Origin of the sequence: Sphingomonas asaccharolytica NBRC 15499 (genome assembly GCF_001598355.1) — a bacterium.
Classification (GTDB): Bacteria; Pseudomonadota; Alphaproteobacteria; order Sphingomonadales; family Sphingomonadaceae; genus Sphingomonas; species Sphingomonas asaccharolytica.
Genome location: NZ_BCYU01000085.1, coordinates 1 through 18025, shown reverse-complemented (window position 1 = coordinate 18025; position 18025 = coordinate 1). Strand labels below are relative to the sequence as shown.

General features: G+C 65.4%; 16 protein-coding genes and 1 pseudogene. 8 read left to right on the top strand and 9 right to left on the bottom strand.

What is annotated here, in order from left to right:
- A partial coding sequence (locus SAS01S_RS18400) for a helicase-related protein (RefSeq protein WP_281179336.1) occupies positions 1-1143 on the bottom strand: 1143 nt, incomplete at its 3' end.
- A gap of 90 nt (positions 1144-1233) precedes the next feature.
- Between SAS01S_RS18400 and SAS01S_RS18395 the strand changes: the two genes are divergently transcribed.
- A complete protein-coding gene (locus SAS01S_RS18395; RefSeq protein ID WP_066812330.1) occupies positions 1234-2217 on the top strand; it encodes a cation diffusion facilitator family transporter in 984 nt (327 codons plus the stop codon).
- Positions 2218-2428: 211 nt separating this feature from the next.
- Here SAS01S_RS18395 and SAS01S_RS18390 read toward each other — a convergent pair whose 3' ends face one another.
- A complete protein-coding gene (locus SAS01S_RS18390; protein WP_084239198.1) occupies positions 2429-2701 on the bottom strand; it encodes a hypothetical protein in 273 nt (90 codons plus the stop codon).
- 265 nt (positions 2702-2966) lie between these two features.
- On the opposite strand from SAS01S_RS18390, the gene SAS01S_RS18385 reads away from it, so the two are divergent.
- Positions 2967-3182 (top strand): hypothetical protein, encoded by a 216-nt coding sequence (locus tag SAS01S_RS18385; RefSeq protein ID WP_066812329.1) that lies wholly within the window; start codon positions 2967-2969, stop codon positions 3180-3182.
- 248 nt (positions 3183-3430) lie between these two features.
- Here SAS01S_RS18385 and SAS01S_RS18375 read toward each other — a convergent pair whose 3' ends face one another.
- Positions 3431-4447, bottom strand: coding sequence for a polyprenyl synthetase family protein (locus tag SAS01S_RS18375; RefSeq protein ID WP_066812326.1), 1017 nt, complete (start codon positions 4445-4447; stop codon positions 3431-3433).
- 102 nt (positions 4448-4549) lie between these two features.
- Here SAS01S_RS18375 and SAS01S_RS18370 point away from each other — a divergent pair, with 102 nt between their 5' ends.
- Positions 4550-4834 (top strand): chorismate mutase, encoded by a 285-nt coding sequence (locus tag SAS01S_RS18370; RefSeq protein ID WP_066812333.1) that lies wholly within the window; start codon positions 4550-4552, stop codon positions 4832-4834.
- Between the two features lie 241 nt (positions 4835-5075).
- On the opposite strand, the gene SAS01S_RS18365 is transcribed toward SAS01S_RS18370, so the two are convergent.
- The 6 genes from SAS01S_RS18365 to SAS01S_RS18340 form a co-directional block, all read right to left on the bottom strand.
- Positions 5076-6083 carry an aldo/keto reductase gene (locus SAS01S_RS18365; RefSeq protein ID WP_066812324.1) on the bottom strand — a complete coding sequence of 336 codons (1008 nt, stop codon included), beginning with the start codon at positions 6081-6083 and terminating at the stop codon, positions 5076-5078.
- Entirely contained in the window at positions 6080-7423 is a 1344-nt protein-coding gene (locus SAS01S_RS18360; protein WP_066812322.1) for an MFS transporter, read from the bottom strand. Before SAS01S_RS18360 ends, SAS01S_RS18365 begins: the two co-directional genes overlap by 4 nt.
- 126 nt (positions 7424-7549) lie before the next feature.
- On the bottom strand, positions 7550-7942 hold the full coding sequence (locus SAS01S_RS18355; protein WP_218016334.1) for a Zn-ribbon domain-containing OB-fold protein: 393 nt from the start codon (positions 7940-7942) through the stop codon (positions 7550-7552).
- The gene (locus tag SAS01S_RS18350; RefSeq protein WP_066812318.1) at positions 7939-9093 is read right to left on the bottom strand and encodes a thiolase family protein; all 1155 of its coding nucleotides are present in this window, start codon (positions 9091-9093) and stop codon (positions 7939-7941) included. Before SAS01S_RS18350 ends, SAS01S_RS18355 begins: the two co-directional genes overlap by 4 nt.
- Positions 9090-10742: an AMP-binding protein gene (locus SAS01S_RS18345; RefSeq protein ID WP_066812316.1), complete on the bottom strand. Its 1653-nt coding sequence runs from the start codon at positions 10740-10742 to the stop codon at positions 9090-9092. Before SAS01S_RS18345 ends, SAS01S_RS18350 begins: the two co-directional genes overlap by 4 nt.
- Positions 10743-10952: 210 nt before the next feature.
- Positions 10953-12107 (bottom strand): acyl-CoA dehydrogenase family protein, encoded by a 1155-nt coding sequence (locus SAS01S_RS18340; RefSeq protein ID WP_066812315.1) that lies wholly within the window; start codon positions 12105-12107, stop codon positions 10953-10955.
- A gap of 225 nt (positions 12108-12332) precedes the next feature.
- On the opposite strand from SAS01S_RS18340, the gene SAS01S_RS18335 reads away from it, so the two are divergent.
- From SAS01S_RS18335 to SAS01S_RS18315, 5 genes and pseudogenes are all read left to right on the top strand, one after another.
- The gene (locus tag SAS01S_RS18335; RefSeq protein WP_066812314.1) at positions 12333-13334 is read left to right on the top strand and encodes a fumarylacetoacetate hydrolase family protein; all 1002 of its coding nucleotides are present in this window, start codon (positions 12333-12335) and stop codon (positions 13332-13334) included.
- A 271-nt stretch (positions 13335-13605) separates the two neighbouring features.
- Positions 13606-14892, top strand: coding sequence for a 3-methyl-2-oxobutanoate dehydrogenase (2-methylpropanoyl-transferring) subunit alpha (locus SAS01S_RS18330; RefSeq protein WP_066812313.1), 1287 nt, complete (start codon positions 13606-13608; stop codon positions 14890-14892).
- A 169-nt stretch (positions 14893-15061) separates the two neighbouring features.
- Complete coding sequence (locus SAS01S_RS18325; protein ID WP_066812331.1) at positions 15062-16066, top strand: alpha-ketoacid dehydrogenase subunit beta; 1005 nt, start codon at positions 15062-15064, stop codon at positions 16064-16066.
- 5 nt (positions 16067-16071) lie between these two features.
- Positions 16072-17517 (top strand): dihydrolipoamide acetyltransferase family protein, encoded by a 1446-nt coding sequence (locus SAS01S_RS18320; RefSeq protein WP_066812311.1) that lies wholly within the window; start codon positions 16072-16074, stop codon positions 17515-17517.
- 101 nt (positions 17518-17618) lie between these two features.
- Positions 17619-18025 (top strand): annotated as a pseudogene (locus tag SAS01S_RS18315) (EF-hand domain-containing protein); the annotation flags it as partial.

Genomic DNA, 18025 nt, shown 5'->3' with positions numbered 1-18025 from the left:
CGGCGGATCGAGCCACGCCAGCGCGCGTGGATCGGCGACTCCCCAGATCGCGCAATCGAGTACCAGACCTGACAGATCGGCCTCGAGAATTTCGGGCGGATCGAACCGTGGCAGCCCGGCCGTCGCGGCCTCTTCCCACAAGCGATAGGCGACACCCGGCCCCTGCCGCGCCGCGCGCCCGGCGCGCTGGGTCGCGGCGGCCTGGCTGGCGCGTTCGGTGACCAGCCGCGTCATCCCCGCGGCGCGATCGTAGCGCGGGCGGCGCGCGAGCCCCGAATCGACCACCACGCGGATGCCGTCGAGCGTCAGGCTGGTTTCGGCGATGCTGGTCGCCAGCACGAGCTTGCGTAGGCCGTCGGGTTCGGCGGCGATCGCGGCGCGCTGGTCAGCCGGTGCGATCGTGCCGTGAAGGCGATGCAGGCGCACGCCGGGCAAGTCGCCGAGCCGCTCGGCGGCGCGCTCAATTTCGGCGACACCGGGCAGGAAGGCGAGCACGCCGCCTTGCTCTTCGCGCAACGCCAGCCGGATCGCGGCGGTGACCTCATCCTCGATCCGCGCCTCGCCGCGGCGGCCGAGATAGCGGAGGTCGAGCTGGTGACTGCGGCCTTCGCTCTCGATCACCGGCGCGTCGCCGAGCAGCTTTGCGAAGCGCGCGCCGTCGAGCGTCGCCGACATGGCGACGAGGCGAAGGTCGGGGCGCAATGACCCTTGCGCGTCGAGTGCCAGGGCCAGGCCGAAATCGCTGTCGAGATTGCGTTCGTGGACCTCGTCGAACAGCACCGCCGAGATACCGGCGAGCTCGGGATCGGCCTGGATCCGCGCGACGAAAATGCCCTCGGTCACTACCGTGACGCGCGTCGCGGCCGAGCGCTTGCTGTCCATTCGCGTCGCATAGCCGAACGTCTTGCCGACCGGCTCGCCCGCCAGCATCGCCATCCGCTCGGCCGCCGCGCGTGCCGCGATCCGGCGCGGGCTGAGCAGCAGCACTTCTCCGCCGCACCAATCGCGGCCGAGCAACGCCGGCGCGACCGCGGTCGTCTTGCCGGCGCCCGGTGGCGCCACCAAAACGGCGTTGGGACCGCTGTCCAGCGCTGCAAGCAGCTGGGGAAGGACAGTTTCGACGGGAAGGCTGGGCGGTTGCATCGGCGATCGCGACACGTGGCAGAAACTTTCGAACGATGACAGCCTAGTGTCCTAGTATCTCCCACCCCGGTGATGCTAGGCAGGTCCAGCATGCACGGCCCGCACGACCATAGCCACGACCACGCGCACGATCACGATCACGCGCACGGCCATAAGCATGGGTATGGCCACAAACATGGTCATGGCCACGGTCATGGCGGCCACAATCACGGCCCGCTGACGTTCGATCGCGCCTTCGCGATCGGCATCACCCTCAACATCCTGTTCGTCGTCGTCGAATTCGGTCTCGGCTTCATTGCCCATTCGGTCGCGCTGATGGCGGATGCCGGGCACAATCTGTCCGACGTGTTCGGACTATGCGTCGCTTGGGGCGGCGCGACGCTTGCGCGGCGCGGTCCGTCGAAACGCTTCACTTATGGGCTCAAGGCCTCGACCATTCTGGCCGCGCTGATCAACGCATTGCTGCTGCTGATGGCGATGGGCGCGATCGTGTTCGAGGCGGTGATGCGGATCGGCGATCCCGCGCCGGTCAAGGGCGCGGTGGTCGTGGTGGTCGCCGCGGCCGGCATTCTGGTCAATGCGGCGTCAGCCTGGCTGTTCGCGCGTGGACAGAAATCGGATATCAACCTGCGCGGCGCGTATTTGCACATGGCGGCCGACGCGACCGTCTCGGCCGGCGTGATGCTGGCCGGCGTCGTGATCTGGTTCACGGGCGTCGAATGGATCGACCCGGTGGTGTCGATCATCGTGTCGGGGATCATCTTCTGGCAGACCTGGGGCCTGCTTCGCGAGACGATCGAGATGTCGCTGAACGCGGTGCCGCGCGGGATCGACTATGACCAGGTCAAGGCCGCGCTGGCGGCGATGCCCGGCGTCAGCGCGACGCACGACCTCCATATCTGGCCGATGTCGACGACCGAAACGGTGCTGACCGCGCATTTGGTGATGACCGAGGAAACCGGACCGGCATTCCTCGGCAATGCCGCGGCGATGCTGCAAAAGCGGTTCGGCATCGCGCACACGACGATCCAGGTCGAGCGCGGCGCCGATGCCGATTGTGGGACCGATTGCTGAATCCGGAACTCGGTGCCGGATAGATGAAACCGATCAGACGGGCTGCTTGACCGGCGTGCCTTTTGCCGAGGGATTGGAAGCGTTGAGCTTGGGCGGCTCCGGCTTCTTGGGTTTGCGGACTTCCTTGTTGCTCTTGCGCTGGCCTTTAGCCATGTCATTTCTCCTTGAACGATTGGATGGTGCGATGTCGGCGGCGTGGATGCCGCCGGGTTTACCGCACCACGCGTGCCCAATGCTCGCGCGTCACCGTGCCGGTCAGGATCTTGTTGCCGAACACGCGGCGCATCGCCTCGGCATCGTCGCCATTCATCATCACGACTCGCGTCCCGCCCTTGGGCAGCGTTTCGATCGCGCTGATCTTGGTCTGATGTTTCACGCACAAGGATTCGACCGCGGCACGATCGAGCGAGACGTTGATCGCGCGGCCGGGACCTGGATTGCTCCAGCTGTCATGGCCATTGGTCGCGGGAATAGTCGGCATCATCGGTTTGCTCTCCTTGGATTAGCGGGAGCACGAACCTCTCTCAGTCGCGCCGATGCTGGGGCGGGCGGCGCGATAGAGAGCCTCTAGGCTGTATGCCGCCGAAAAGCCATGTATTTCGCCCCGACACTGTCTGTTGCGCGTAGATGGGCGAATTGATGCGCGGCGGCCGGCAAAGTGTGCTATTATAAATTATCACCTGACCGATTTCGCAGGCATCTTGTGACCGGGAGCGCTTGCGCTTTCGCCTGCTGACGAGGCGTGCCCTTTGGACACCAATTACCTTCTACAACGCGAGCAAATCTCGCTGATGATGGCTCGCAAAGCCACTTGTTCGTCATCGCGCTTGGCCCATGCGGGGCTCGCGCAGGCTTATGGCGAGCTGCTCGCCGCCGGGACCTTCCCGCACCGAAATTTCAGCCTTGCCCCGGCCAATGACCTGGACCCGAGCGAATCCCCCGATCGCGGCCGCGCCAACGCGTGAGCGATCGGTCCGGAGAGCAGTTATCGACGGTCGAGCGCGCCTTTGAACTGGCGCGATCGGGCAGTTGCGCCACCGTTGACGATATCCGGCGCGCGCTGACGGCCGAGCGATATCCGTCGGTTCAACCGCATCTGGCCGGGCCAACGATCCGGCGCGCCTTGCTTGCTCTATGCAAGGCAGCCAGGGCCGCGAACGATCCCGACGCCGGCTGACGCCGGCACGTCCGCCTTTGGGCGGACGTCCTCCCCTTAATAGGCTCTCGCCACCGCGAATTCGACCGCTTCGGTCATCGCATCGCGTGCCTGGCCCGGGGAGAAGCCGGCGATCGCATCGATCGCGCGCTGGCCGTAATGGCGCGCCCGCGCCAGCGTGTCGTCGATCGCGCGCGTCGTGCGGACCAACTCGACCGCATGCGCGAAATCCTCGTCCGAGGCGCGATGCCCCAGGATCGCGTCCTTCCAGAACTTGCGATCCTCTTCATTGCCGCGCGCATAGGCCAGGATCACCGGCAGGGTGACCTTGCCTTCGCGGAAATCGTCGCCGGTGTCCTTGCCCATCGTCCCGGCGTCGGACACGTAATCGATCGCATCGTCGACCAGCTGGAACGCGACGCCAAGATTGCGGCCGAACGCGTCGAGCGCCTGCTCCTCGCTTTCGGGCCGTTCGGCGACCACCGCGGCGATGCGGCAGGCGGCAGCGAACAAGGCGGCGGTCTTGGCGCCGATAATGTCGAGATAGCGTTCCTCGCCCAGGTCGACGCGGCGCGCGGCGGTCAATTGGTCGACCTCGCCTTCCGCGATTACCGCGCTGGCGTTGCTCAGTATCTTGAGCACCTTGAGGCTGCCGTCCTCGACCATCAATTCGAACGAGCGGCTGAACAGGAAGTCGCCCACCAGGATCGACGCGGGATTGCCCCAGATCAAATTGGCTGTGCGCTTGCCGCGGCGCAAGTCGCTGCCGTCGACCACGTCGTCGTGGAGCAGGGTCGCGGTGTGGATGAATTCGACCGCCGCCGCCAGGCGATGGTGGCGCATCCCGGTATAGCCGAGCAGCCGCGCGCTCGCGAGCGTCAGCATCGGGCGCATGCGCTTGCCGCCGCCGGCGATCAGGTGACCGGCAAGCTCGGGGATCAGCGGAATGTCCGACTGCATGCGGTCCAGGATCACCGCATTGACCATGTTCATGTCCGACGCGACGAGTTGCATCATCGGCTCGAGGCTGGGCTGCGGCCGGGTCGGATCGAGGCGATAGATCGTGGCGCTCATCTCAGCGGAGCCTCTGGCCGAGAGGGGCGCGGAAGGCAAGCACGGGTTGCGCATCCCGGCATGGATGCGCAGAAGGCCGCCACGAATCGAGGGAGCCGCCAGATGAGCGACGACGTGCTGGACGCCTATCGCAGCAGCATCGACAATATCGATGCCGCGCTGATCCACATGCTCGCCGAACGGTTCAAGGTGACCCAGGCGGTCGGCCGCTACAAGGCTCAGGCGGGGCTGCCGCCGGCCGATCCGAGCCGCGAGGAACGCCAGATTGCGCGGCTGCGACAACTGGCCGAGGAAGCGCGCCTCGACCCCGAATTCTCGGAGAAGTTCCTGCGCTTCATCATCGACGAAGTCATTCGTCACCACGAACGGCTGCGCGACGAAGCTTAGTGTTTTCCTGGACTTCGTTAATCGACGTCAAACTGGCCAAAGCGCGCGGAAAGGACTAAAGTACGCCGAGGCGCGACCCCATGCCGGAAGCAGAGCAAAGGCGCGCCGGGGGAGAGGCGCGATGCATGGCTTCCACGCGTCGGAGAGCCAATGCAATTATGGTCTGACGATGCATCTGGTCAGCTTTGGGCTGGCCGGGATCATCTTGGGTGTCGTGCTGCTGATCGGTTAGGCCGATCGCTCAGGCGGCGAGTTCCTCGCCGGGCAGGATTTCGGTATCGATCTGCGCCTGCATCGCCGCCACATAGCGCGCTCCCCGGATCTTGCCGTCGAGCACTTCGTCCACCGCCTTGACCAGATCGGCGGGCACGCTGACCGTCGCCGCTCCGACATTTTCCTCGAGATGCGCGATACTGCGCGTGCCGGGGATCGGCACGACGTGATCGCCGCGCGCCAACACCCAACCTAATGCGAGTTGCGCGGGAGTCATTCCGGCATCCATGGCGAGCGCGTCGAACCGCGCGACCAGCTCGAGATTGTGGCGGAGATTTTCGCCCATGAAGCGCGGCATCGACAGGCGGATATCGCCCGGTTCATAGCTGTCGTCGCGCACCCCGCGCGCCAGCATGCCGCGCGCGACCGGTGAAAAGGCGACGAAACCGATGCCGAGCTCGCGACAAGTATCGAGCGCCGCGACCTCGGGATTGCGGACCATCGGCGAATATTCGCTCTGCACCGCGGCCACCGGATGCACTGCGTGCGCACGGCGGATCGTCGCGGCGCCCATTTCCGACAGGCCGATCGCCCCGATCTTGCCCGCCTCGACCGCGCGTTTGAGTTCGCCGACCGACTCCTCGACCGGCACCTCCTTGTCGAGGCGGTGGAGGTAATAGAGGTCGATATGATCGGTCCCGAGCCGTTCCAACGCCCCGTCCAACGTGCGGCGGATCGATTCGGGGCGGCCGTCGAGCACGCGCTTGCCGTCGATCACATCGAGCACGCATTTCGAAGCCAGCGTGAATTCCGTCCTGCGATGCATCACGGCACTGCCGACCAGCCGCTCGTTGGCGCCCAGGCCGTAAAGCGCCGCGGTGTCGAGCAAGGTGACGCCGAGATCGAGCGCCCGATTGAGGAGCGCCGTGGCGTCGGCTTCGCTCGGCCGTGCGCCATAAGCGTGGCTGAGATTCATGCAGCCGAGCCCGATCGCCGACACGGTGAAGGGGCCGATTTGTCGGGTCGGGAGCGTCATGCCGATTCGCTTTCGGGGAGGAGAAGGTCGTCGGTCACTATCGCCGCGACGGTGCGCTGGCGAGGCTCTCTCACGCGGAAGACGAGCAGCAGGATCGCGAGGCACAGGAACCCGAACGACAGCCACAGTACCGGCGGATAGCCGAGCTTCCACGCCATCAACCCACCAAGCAGCGGGCCGATCGCCGAGATCGTGCCCTCGATCGTGGTCGACAAAGCGAGCCGCATTGCGATGTCGGCGCGCTCGCCGAATTCGAGCACCATCGTCTGCTGGCTCATCTGATAGCCGCAATTGCCGGCGCCGAGGCAGCAGAATGAGGCGAACACTGCCCAGGGATGGTGGACCGTCAGCAGCAAGGCGATGCCGCCCGCCCACAGCGCCGCGGCGAGCGTGAAGGTCGAGCGATAGCCGGTGCGGTCGCCGAGATGCCCCCAGGCAAGGTTCGAGACGGTATCGGCACCGAGATAGGCGAGCGACAATTCGCCGATGATTATCCCCGACAGGCCGAGCTGGCTGCCGGCATAGAGGATGTAGAAGGGCGCCCCGATCCGCGCACAGACGCAGCACGCCTCGGCCAGGATGAACCAGCGATAGCCGCGATCCTCGAGCAAGGTCGGGAAGGTCTTCACGCGATCGACGAAGCGCATCGGTGAGCGCACCACCGGCGGGATCGGCTCGACCATCCGGAGCTGGAGGACGGTGAGGCCCAGGCTGGTCAGCACGAAGGCGAGGAAGAAGGTGGTGGCATAGCCATTGCCGAGGACATCGTTCTGGATCAGCCAGCGTCCCGCGACGTACGACAAAGCTGCCGCGATCAGGCCGCCGGTGATGTTGCGATAGGCCTGCAGCCGTCCGCGGCGATGGATCGGGATCACTTTCGCCATCAGCATCTGGAAGGCGACGCGCTGGGTGCCGTTGAACGCGCCGAGCAGGAAGAACAGGCCGAGCGTGACGAGCAGCAGCGCCTCGCCGCGCAGGAACCAGCCAGCGAGCGCGAGGCCCAGGATCATGATGCGCATCATCGTGCCGGTGCGGATCGCGTAAGGCAGGATGCGCTGCTTGGTCTCGAACCGCGAGGCGGCGAAGATCGGCGAGATGATCGCGCCGAACTGGAGCAGCGACGTACCGAGGCCGACCAATGCGTCGGAGCCGGTCAGGCGGTGGATATAGGTCGGGATGAAAGTCGGCGCGTAGATCAGCCGGAACCCGGTCATGCCGAGCATGCCGTGGATGAAATGCGCGGTGTAATTGCGGCGCAGGTTCGCCTCGACGAACGCGGCATAGTCGGCTTCGCGCTCGGCGAGGGAGCGGGGATCCCTTTGCCCCACCCCAACCGTCATGCCGGGCTCGTCCCGGCATCCACCGGGCGGCAAGCTCTAACGTCCATTGGAGAGGTCAGCGCGTGCGGCATGGTGGATCCCGGCACAAGGCCGGGATGACGGGGGAAAGAAGGGGACGGCATTGGCCTAATCGGGCGCGAACATGGGGACGGGCGGGCCGCCTTCCGTCGATGTAAATTGCACCTTCACCCGCTGCCCAATGCGCAACGCATCATGATTCTCGGTCGCGATATTGGTCAGCACCGCCGGACCCTCGTCGAGCGTTACCCATGCCAGCGTGTATGGCGCCCCGGCGCCTCGGCGCATGGTCGACAGCGAGTAGATAGTGCCTGTCCCCGCACTCTCCACCCACCGGCTTTCCGCCAGACAGAACGGACACAGCGCCCGCGGATAATAATGCGGTTGGCCGCAGGCGTCGCACTGGCCGATCAGCAGCTGTCCTTGCGCCGCCGCGTCGAAGAAGCGTTGATTCTCGACATTGGGCTGGGGCGCGGGGATCTTGCGGGGCTCGCTCATCATTGCCGCTCCAGGATCAGGGTGGCCGCGCCATGCCGCGCACCAAGCGCGCCGCCGATGCCGGTGGCGACGGCGAGACCGCAATCGGGCACTTGGACCGCCGGATGCGCCTCGCCGCGCAATTGGCGCACTGCCTCGATCACCTTGGTGATGCCGCCGCGATTGGTCGGGTGGTTGTTGCACAGCCCGCCGCCATCGGTGTTGAAGGGCAATTTGCCGCTGCCCGAGATGAGGTTGCCGTCGGCGACGAAGCGGCCGCCCTGACCTTTCTCGCAGAACCCCAGATCCTCGAGCTGAATCAGCACGGTGATAGTGAAGCTGTCGTAGATCGAGGCGTATTGAATGTCGGCCGGCGTCACGCCCGCTTCGTCGAAAGCGGCCGGGCCCGACACTGCCGCCGCTGATGTGGTGAGGTCGAGATTCATCCCGCCGCGCGGCCCCTTCACATGTTCGCCCGCGCCGCGCACCGCGACCAGCGGCCGCTTGAGCGACTTGGCCACGTCAGGCGACACGACCAAGAGCGCGCCGCCTCCATCGGACACCACGCAGCAATCGAGCCGGTGGAGCGGGTCCGAGATCATCGGCGAGTTGATCACGTCCTCGACCGTAACGACATCGCGCAGCATGGCGTGCGGATTATGTTGCGCGTGGGTGCTGGCGGCGACCTTGATCCAGGCAAGCTGTTCCGACGTGGTGCCGTAGTCGTGCATGTGGCGTGCGGCGCACATGCCATAGCTGTTGTGGGTCGATTGCCCGACCCAGCCCTCGAACGGCGCTTCGGGCGCGTTGCCCAATTGCCGCCCGAACGGTTCGGAGCGCGGACGGCCCGCGAGCGTGATCAAGGCAACCGAGCATTTGCCCGCGGCGATCGCCTGCGCGGCATGGCTGACATGGAGGATGTAGGACGAGCCGCCGGTCTCGGTCGAATCGACATGGCGGACGTCGAGGCCGAGATAATCGACCATCGACATGCCGCCAAAGCCCGGCGCGTCGCCCGCGCAGAAATAGCCGTCGACATCCTTCAGGCTGAGCCCGGCATCGGCAAGCGCGCCGGCGGCGCATTCGGCATGGAGCTGCGGCGTCGACTTGTCCGGCGCCAAACGCGTGGGATGCTCATACGCCCCGGAAATATAGGCCTTGTTCCTGATGCTCACGCCGCCCCCTGTATCTCGCCCGATGCCGTTCCGAATGCCGCCAGCGCACGTTCCTTGACCGCCTTGTAATCGAGCTTGCCGTTGGGTGCGCGGGCCACGCTGTCGACCACCAGCACATGGCGTGGTGCCTTGTAGATGGCGAGCTGGCTTTTGACGTGATCGCGCAACTCGCCCTCGTCCGCGGCGGCGCCCGGATGCGGCTCGACCAGTGCGACGATACGCTCGCCGAAGCGCGGGTCGGGTACGCCGGTCACCGCGGCATCCCGCACTGCCGGATGGCGTTTCAACGCTTCCTCGACTTCCTCGGGAAACACCTTCTCGCCGCCGGTATTGATGCATTGCGAGCCGCGGCCGAGGATGCGGACAGTGCCGTCGGCATCGACCGTCGCCCAGTCGCCCGGCATCGACCAGCGCTTGCCTTCATAGGTCGGGAAGGTCGATTCGGTCTTGGCCGGGTCCTTGTAATAACCGAGCGGGATAGGCCCGCCGACCGCGAGCCGGCCGCTTTCGCCCGAGCCCGGCTCGACCCGTCGACCGTCCTCGGTGAAAATCGCGCAATCGGGGCCGAGCGCGAAACTCGCGGTCGCGATCTCGCCGCTGGCGTTGGTGGTCGAGATGCCCATGCCGAACGCCTCGGACGAGGAATAGCTATCCATCAGCTGGACCTGGGGAATGTGGCGGATCAGCCCGAGCTTGTTCTCGCGGTTCCACATCGCGCCCGACGAGCCGATCACGAACACCGATGACAGGTCCCAACGGCCTGGATTGGCGTCGAGCGCTTCTAGCAACGGCTGGGCGAAGGGCTGGCCGACGATCGTGATCCGCGTCGCCCGCCAATGCTCGACCGAATCCCACATCGACTCGGGATCGAACTTACCATGGGGCAGCAGGATCACCGTGCCACCAAAGCCGAGCGCGCCGAACGCGGCGATCAGCCCGGTCGCATGCATCAGTGGCGGCGCGATCACCGAACGCGGCTTGATCGGCGTGGCGAGCGCGCGCGGCCCGGCATCCTCGGGCTTCTCCAGCGGCGGGATGCCGAGCAGGGGATTGGCGCCGTAGCCGCCTTTCGCGAACAGATCGCCTTGCTGCCACATCACCGCTTTGGGCATGCCGGTGGTGCCGCCGGTAAAGATCAGCAGCAGATCCTCGTCATGACGGCCCCAGGGCGCGACGACGGGGCGCTGGTCGGGGATGGCGGTGGCGAGCGTGGCGAAATCTTGCGCCCAGTCGGGCGCTTCCTCCCCAACGCGCGCAACCGCGATCCAGCACTTCACGCCCGGCATCTGTCCGCGCACGCGGTCGAGCAAGGGCGCGAACCCCGCCGCGAACACCACCGCCTCGGCATCGCCATTGTCGAGCAGATAGCGGACCTCCTCCGGCCCGTAGCGGTAATTGACGTTGAACGGCGCCAGCCCGGCCTTGAACGCGGCGAAGCAGGCGATCAGATATTCGGGACAATTGGTCGTGTAGACCGCCACCTTGGACTGATGCGTCAGCCCGGCGGCGAGGAAGTGTGCGGCGAGCGCGTCTGCGGCGGCATCGAATGCGGCGAAGCTGACGACACGGTCGCCCTGAACGATTGCCGGTTCGTCGGGGATCGCCGCGGCGACCGCTTCCCAGACATTGGCATAGATCCAAGCGGTCACTGCTCGGAACCTCGGGTACGGAAGGCTGGCATCCGACTCTCCCAGTTACCGCGCTTCTTTCCTGACGCTACGGCTTCTTGCCAATGCGATTGGAAGATCGGGTATGGAGCGTCAAGAGGGCAGGGCGAAATAATCGCCGTTCTGGTCGAAGCGGGATTTTCGGGAAAGCCGAGGTGCGGCTCGTGACCCTCGGAGCGCGGACGGGGCGCCTTACAGCGATCGCCCGATCAGCTCCTTCATGATCTCGTTGGTCCCGCCATAGATCCGCGACACCCGCGCCGCGCGCCACATCCGCGCGATCGGATATTCGTTCATATAGCCGGCTCCGCCATGCAGCTGGAGGCACCTGTCCATGACCTCCCATTGCAGCTCGGTGTGCCAGAGCTTCGCCGCCGCGCCTTCGGTCGGGGTCAGCTCGCCCTTGAGATGCCGCTGGATCGCCCAGTCGAGATGCGCCCAGCCGACCTGGAGCTTGGCCTTGAGGTCGGCGAGCACGAATCGGGTATTCTGGAAATCGAACACCATCCCGGCGAACGCCTTGCGCGTTTTGGTGAACTCGATCGTCTCGTCGAACGCCTTTTGCGCCGATGCCTGCGTGCCGATCGCGATCGACAGCCGTTCCTGCGGCAACTGGCTCATCAGATAGATGAAGCCCTTGCCTTCCTCGCCCAGGCAATTGGTCATCGGCACCCGCACGTCCTCGAAGAACAGCTCGCTGGTATCGGCCGCGTCCTGGCCGATCTTGTCGAGCTTGCGCCCGCGCTTGAAGCCTTCGCGATCGGCCTCGATCAGAATGATCGACATGCCTTTATAGGCCGGCTGAATGTCCGGGTCGGTCTTGGCGACGACCAATACCAAGTCGGCATTCTGACCGTTGGTGATATAGGTCTTGCTGCCGTTGATGACATAATGGTTGCCGTCCTTCTTGGCCGAGGTGCGGATCGCCTGGAGGTCGCTGCCGGTGCCCGGCTCGGTCATCGCGATCGCGGTGATCGTCTCGCCGGAGACGAGGCGCGGCAGCCACTGCGCCTTCTGCTCTTCCGAGCCATAGGCTTCGAGATAGCCGCAGACGATGTCGGATTGCAGCGAGAAGCCGGCGGGCACGCCGATATACGACATCTCCTCATCGACGATCGCGTTATAGCCGAAATCGAGCCCCAGCCCGCCATAGGCTTCGGGGACGGTCGGGCACAGCATGCCGATCTCGCCGGCCTTGCGCCAGAATTCCTTGGGGACCAGTCGGTTCTGTTCCCACTCGTTGACGTTCGGCACGCCTTCCTTCTGCAGGAACGAGCGGACGGTCTGGCGGAACGCCTCATGATCCTCGTTATAGGCGAAGCGGCCGGGCACCGAATCCGGGGTCATGATAAGTCCTCTCCTGCAACCTTTTGGTCAAGGTGCGGGGAGTTGACGCGGACGTCAATCCAAACCCGCGCTGTCTTACCGTCACCCCCGCGAAAGCGGGGGCCCATCTCCGGCGGTCGCCCGCATCACAGCGGTTATGACGTTATTCTTCTCTCCGAGCTGGGTCCCCGCTTTCGCGGGGATGACGATTGTGGCTATGGGTGTAGCCAACGATTAGGAGAGCGCATGAAACTCGCCAGCCTCAAGCACGGCCGTGACGGTAAACTGGTCGTCGTGTCGACCGACCTCGCCTGGTATGCCGATGCCGGGCATATCGCGCCGACGTTGCAAGCCGCGCTCGACGATTGGGATCGGCTGTCGCCCGATCTGCGGAATCTCCAGACCGACCTCGATCACGAAGTCATTCCGCGCGAGCGCTTCCACGAGCACGATGCCGCCTCGCCGCTGCCGCGCGCGTACCAATGGGCGGACGGCTCGGCCTATGTGAATCATGTCGCCTTGGTTCGACAGGCACGAAACGCCGAGATGCCGGATACGTTCTGGCACGATCCGCTGATGTACCAGGGCGGCTCGGACGGCTTTCTCGGCCCGCGCGATCCGATCCCGCTCGCCGACGAGGACTGGGGCTGCGACCTCGAGGCTGAGGTCGTGGTGGTGACCGGCGACGTGCCGCTGGGCGCCACGCACGAACAGGCGCTCGACGCGATCGTGCTGGTCGGGCTGACCAACGACGTGTCCTTGCGCAACCTCATCCCCGGTGAGCTCGCCAAGGGATTTGGCTTCTTCCAGTCGAAACCTGCATCGGCCTTCTCGCCGGTCTTCGTCACGCCTGATTCGCTCGGCGATTGGTGGCAGGGCGGCAAGCTTCATCGCAAGCTGATGGTCGACCTCAACGGCCAGCCGTTCGGCCGCGCCGAGGCGGGCGAGGATATGACCTTCGACTTCGGCACGCTGGTCGCGCATGCCGCGAAGACGCGGCGGCTCGGGGCTGGGACGATTATCGGATCGGGCACCGTTTCCAACCGCGACGCGGACGGCGGCCCGGGCAAGCCGATCGCCGATGGCGGGGTCGGCTATTCGTGCCTTGCCGAGGTGCGCACCGTCGAGACGATCGAGATGGGGGCGGCCAAAACGCCGTTCCTCAAGAAAGGCGATACAGTCCGCATCTGGGCCGAGGATGACCGTCATCATCCGATCTTCGGGGTGATTGAACAGACGGTGGAATGATTCCGTCACGCAGCGAAATTCCCGTCACCCCAGCGAAAGCTGGGGTCTCAAGAGAGTCGCGATACGGCGCGAGACCCCAGCTTTCGCTGGGGTGACGGAATCATCGGCTTGCGCTGCCATTCCGGCGGTTAATCCGCTCGGCACAGCCTGGTTGCCGGGCAGTATGCCGACCTGCTCTACGCAAGACTCGCCAAGTCCGTTGAAATTTTATAACAACGCGCCAAAAGCCGCCTCCAAGCGTTGCGGCTGTTGAGTCGAACCTGGAGAGAGCATGGCCAGCGATCATCCGCGCGCCAATTTGAAGCCCCTGTCGCTGCACGTGCCGGAACCCAAATTCCGCCCCGGCGACACGGTCGATTTCGGCGAAGTCGACGTGCCCCCCGCCGGATCGGTGCGGCGTCCGGATACCGCCGACAAGGCGCAGGACTTTGCCGACCTCGCCTACACCATGGTTCGCGTGCTCGATGAGGATAATCGCGCGGTCGGGCCGTGGGACCCCAAGCTCTCCCCCGACGCGCTGCGCCGCATGCTCCGCAACATGGCATTGGTCCGCGCGTTCGACGAACGCATGTTCCGTGCCCAGCGCCAGGGCAAGACCAGCTTCTATATGAAGAGCCTGGGTGAGGAAGCGGTGTCGATCGGCGCCGCCGCCGCGCTCGCCGACGACGACATGTGTTTTCCGAGCTATCGGCAACAAGGCATCCTGATCTCGCGCGGCTGTCCGCTGGTCGACATGATGAACCAGATCTATTCGAACAACGGCGACAAGCTGCAGGGCAAGCAGCTGCCGATCATGTATTCGGAACGGCGCTTCAGCTTTTTCTCGATCTCGGGCAATCTCACCACGCAATATCCGCAGGCGGTCGGCTGGGCGATGGCCTCGGCGTCGCGCGGCGACACGCGGATCGCGTCGACCTGGTGCGGCGAAGGCTCGACCGCGGAAGGCGATTTCCACTCGGCGCTGACCTTCGCGACGGTCTACCGCGCGCCGGTCATCTTCAACGTCGTCAACAACCAATGGGCGATCAGCTCGTTCTCGGGATTCGCCGGGGCGGAAGCGACCACCTTTGCCGCGCGCGCGATCGGCTATGGCATTGCCGGCTTGCGCGTCGACGGCAACGACGCGCTCGCGGTCTATGCCGCGATGTCCTGGGCAGCAGAGCGCGCGCGGACCAACCAGGGCCCGACCTTGATCGAGCATTTCACGTATCGTGCGGAAGGCCATTCGACCTCGGACGACCCGACGCAATATCGCTCGGCAGGCGAGCCGACGGCCTGGCCGCTCGGCGACCCGGTCACGCGGCTCAAGGACCATCTCATCGCCCTCGGCGAATGGGACGAGGAGCGCCATGTCGCGCAGGACAAGGAGCTCGCCGAAATGGTGCGCGACGCGCAAAAGGAGGCCGAGAAGAACGGCATCCTCGGGCACGGCCTGCATCAGCCGCTCGACACCTTGTTCGACGGCGTGTTCGAGGAAATGCCATGGCATCTGCGCGAACAGCAGCAGCAGATGATGAGCGAAGAAGAAGCATCGGGGCGGCCATGGGCGCGGAAGTGATTGCGACGATGCGCGGCAACGCCGTCATCCCTGCGAAAGCAGGGATCTCAAGCCGCCGGCGCTCGCTCTATTTTCATGAGACCCCAGCGTTCGCTGGGGTGACGGAGTTGGTCTGGTGAGCGACGTCATCGAAACCGAAGCGGGCGCGGCTGACACCGGCACCACCCGCATGAACATGATCCAGGCGATCAACTCGGCGCTCGACGTGATGATGGCGCGCGATCCGAACGTGATCGTGATGGGCGAGGATGTCGGCTATTTCGGCGGCGTGTTCCGCGCGACCGCGGGGCTGCAGAAGAAGCACGGCAAGACCCGCGTGTTCGACACGCCGATCACCGAATGCGGTATCATCGGCGTCGCGGTCGGCATGGGCGCTTATGGGCTGCGCCCGGTGCCCGAAATCCAGTTCGCCGATTACATCTACCCGGCGCTCGATCAGCTCGTGTCGGAAGCGGCGCGGCTGCGCTATCGCTCGGCCGGCGAGTTCATCGCGCCGATGACGATCCGCTCGCCTTATGGCGGCGGCATCTTTGGCGGGCAGACGCACAGCCAGAGCCCCGAGGGTATCTTCACTCACGTCTCGGGCGTGAAGACGGTGATCCCGGCGACGCCGTACGACGCCAAGGGGCTGTTGATCGCGGCGATCGAGGACAATGACCCGACGATCTTCTTCGAACCCAAGCGCATCTACAACGGCCCGTTCAACGGCCATTGGGATCGCCCGGCGGAGAATTGGTCGAAACATCCCGGCGGCGAGGTGCCCGAAGGCTATTACAAGGTGCCCCTGGGCAAGGCGAACGTCGTTCGAGCCGGCGAGGCACTGACGATCCTCTGCTATGGCACGATGGTCCATGTCTGCCTGAAAGTCGTCGAGGAAGCCGGTGTCGATGCCGAGATCCTCGATCTGCGCACGCTGGTCCCGCTCGACATCGAGGCGATCGAAGAGTCGGTGAAAAAGACCGGCCGCTGCATGATCGTCCACGAAGCGACGCGCACCTCGGGGTTCGGCGCCGAATTGTCGGCATTGGTCCAGGAACGCTGCTTCTACCATCTCGAGGCACCGATCGAACGCGTCACCGGGTTCGACACGCCCTACCCCCATAGCCTCGAATGGGCCTATTTCCCTGGCCCGGTCCGTATCGGACAGGCACTCAAGAAGATCATGAAGGACTGATCCGCATGGCCCGGTTTGAATTTCGCTTGCCCGACATCGGCGAAGGCATCGCAGAAGCCGAGATCGTCGCGTGGCACGTCAAGGTCGGCGACGCGGTCGAGGAAGACCAGCAGCTCGCCGACATGATGACCGACAAGGCGACGGTCGAGATTGAAAGCCCGGTATCGGGGACCGTCGTCAGCCTGGCGGGCGAGGTTGGCGATCAGATTCCGATCGGCTCGACCTTGGTGGTGATCGAGACTGCCGGTGAGGTGAGTGCCGAGCCGGAGATGAAGGCCGAAGAGGTCGCTGAAAAAATCGAAGCGGAGACGCCTGGCGTGGCTGACGCCCAGGGCGAAAAGCCAGCGTATGAAGCTGAAACTCCCTCTCCCCCTGTGGGAGAGGGAAGAGGCCCGCTCGCGTCGGCGAGCGGGAAGGGTGAGGGGGACTCTGCGTCCGTCTCGCCCAAGGCTCCCCCTCACCCTTCCGCCGCCTCCGGCGGCTCCCTCCCGCATCAGGTAGAGAGCGCCCCGCGCTCTCTAGGTCATGCCGGGGGCATGACCGACCGGATGCGCCCACCAGGGGAGAGGGAGCATAAGACCGTCCTCGCCACACCGGCAGTCCGCCAGCGCGCGAAGGAACTCGGCGTCGACCTGTCGCAGGTAAAAACCGACGGCGACCGTATCCGTCACGCCGATCTCGACGCCTTCCTGCGCTACGGTTCGGGCCAGGGCTATCATACCCCGCACGCGTCGCGCGCTCGCGAGGATGAGATGATCAAGGTTATCGGCATGCGCCGGCGCATTGCCGAGAACATGCAGGCGGCGAAGCGCCACATCCCGCATTTCACGTATGTCGACGAGATCGACGTGACCGCGCTCGAGGACATGCGCGCCGACCTCAACGCCAACCGCGGGGCGCGGCCCAAGCTCACCATGCTGCCTTTCCTGATCGTCGCGATCTGCCGCACCTTGCCCGAATTTCCGATGCTCAACGCGCGCTATGACGACGAAGCCGGGGTGGTGACGCGCTCGGGCCGGGTCCATCTCGGCATGGCGACGCAGACTGACGCCGGGCTCACCGTGCCCGTGATCCGCGACGCGCAGGACCGCAACGTCTGGCAGCTCGCGACCGAGATCGGCCGTCTCGCCGAGGCAGCGCGCGCCAACAAGCTCAAGCCCGACGAAATGGGCGGCGGTACGATCACTGTGACCTCGCTGGGGCCGCTCGGCGGCATCGCGACGACGCCGGTGATCAACCGGCCCGAGGTCGCGATCATCGGGCCGAACAAGATCGTCGAGCGTCCGGTTTTCCGCCCAAATCCTTCAGGGGGCGACGACATCGTCCGCGCCAAATTGATGAACCTGTCGATCAGCTGCGACCATCGCGTCGTCGATGGCTGGGACGCGGCGAGCTACGTCCAGGCGGTGCGCAAATATCTCGAGACGCCGGTCCTGCTGTTCGCCGACTGACCGACTGCGCCGGCGCTGGCGCGGCGGTAGCGGCGCGACATAGTTGTGCGACAAAGCCCGCCTAGCGTCCCGCCCTTGAGGGTTGGGGCGGAGTATCGGCGATGGGTTTCTGGCTGGGATTGATGTTGATGGCGGGCGGGCAGGCGGTGCCGTCGGTGCCGCCCCTGGCCGGCAAGCTGCCCGACGACGACAAGCCCGCCGCTCCACGGGAACGTCCACGCGGCCGGCTGTTCATCACCCCGATGGGCGAGCCGTTTCGCGGCCCCGATCCGGTCGGGATGTGGTTCGACGGTGCCGACACCAATCATGACGGCGTGTTGACGCTCGCCGAATTCACCGCTGATGCGGACCGTTTCTTCCTACGGCTGGATCGCGGGCATGACGGCGAGATCGATCCCGACGATATCGACTATTACGAGACCGTGCTCGCCCCCGAAATCCGTACCGGCGGCGAAGGCGGCATGGGCGCCGGCCGGCCGAGCGGCGGTGCGCGTCGCGGCGGCGGTGG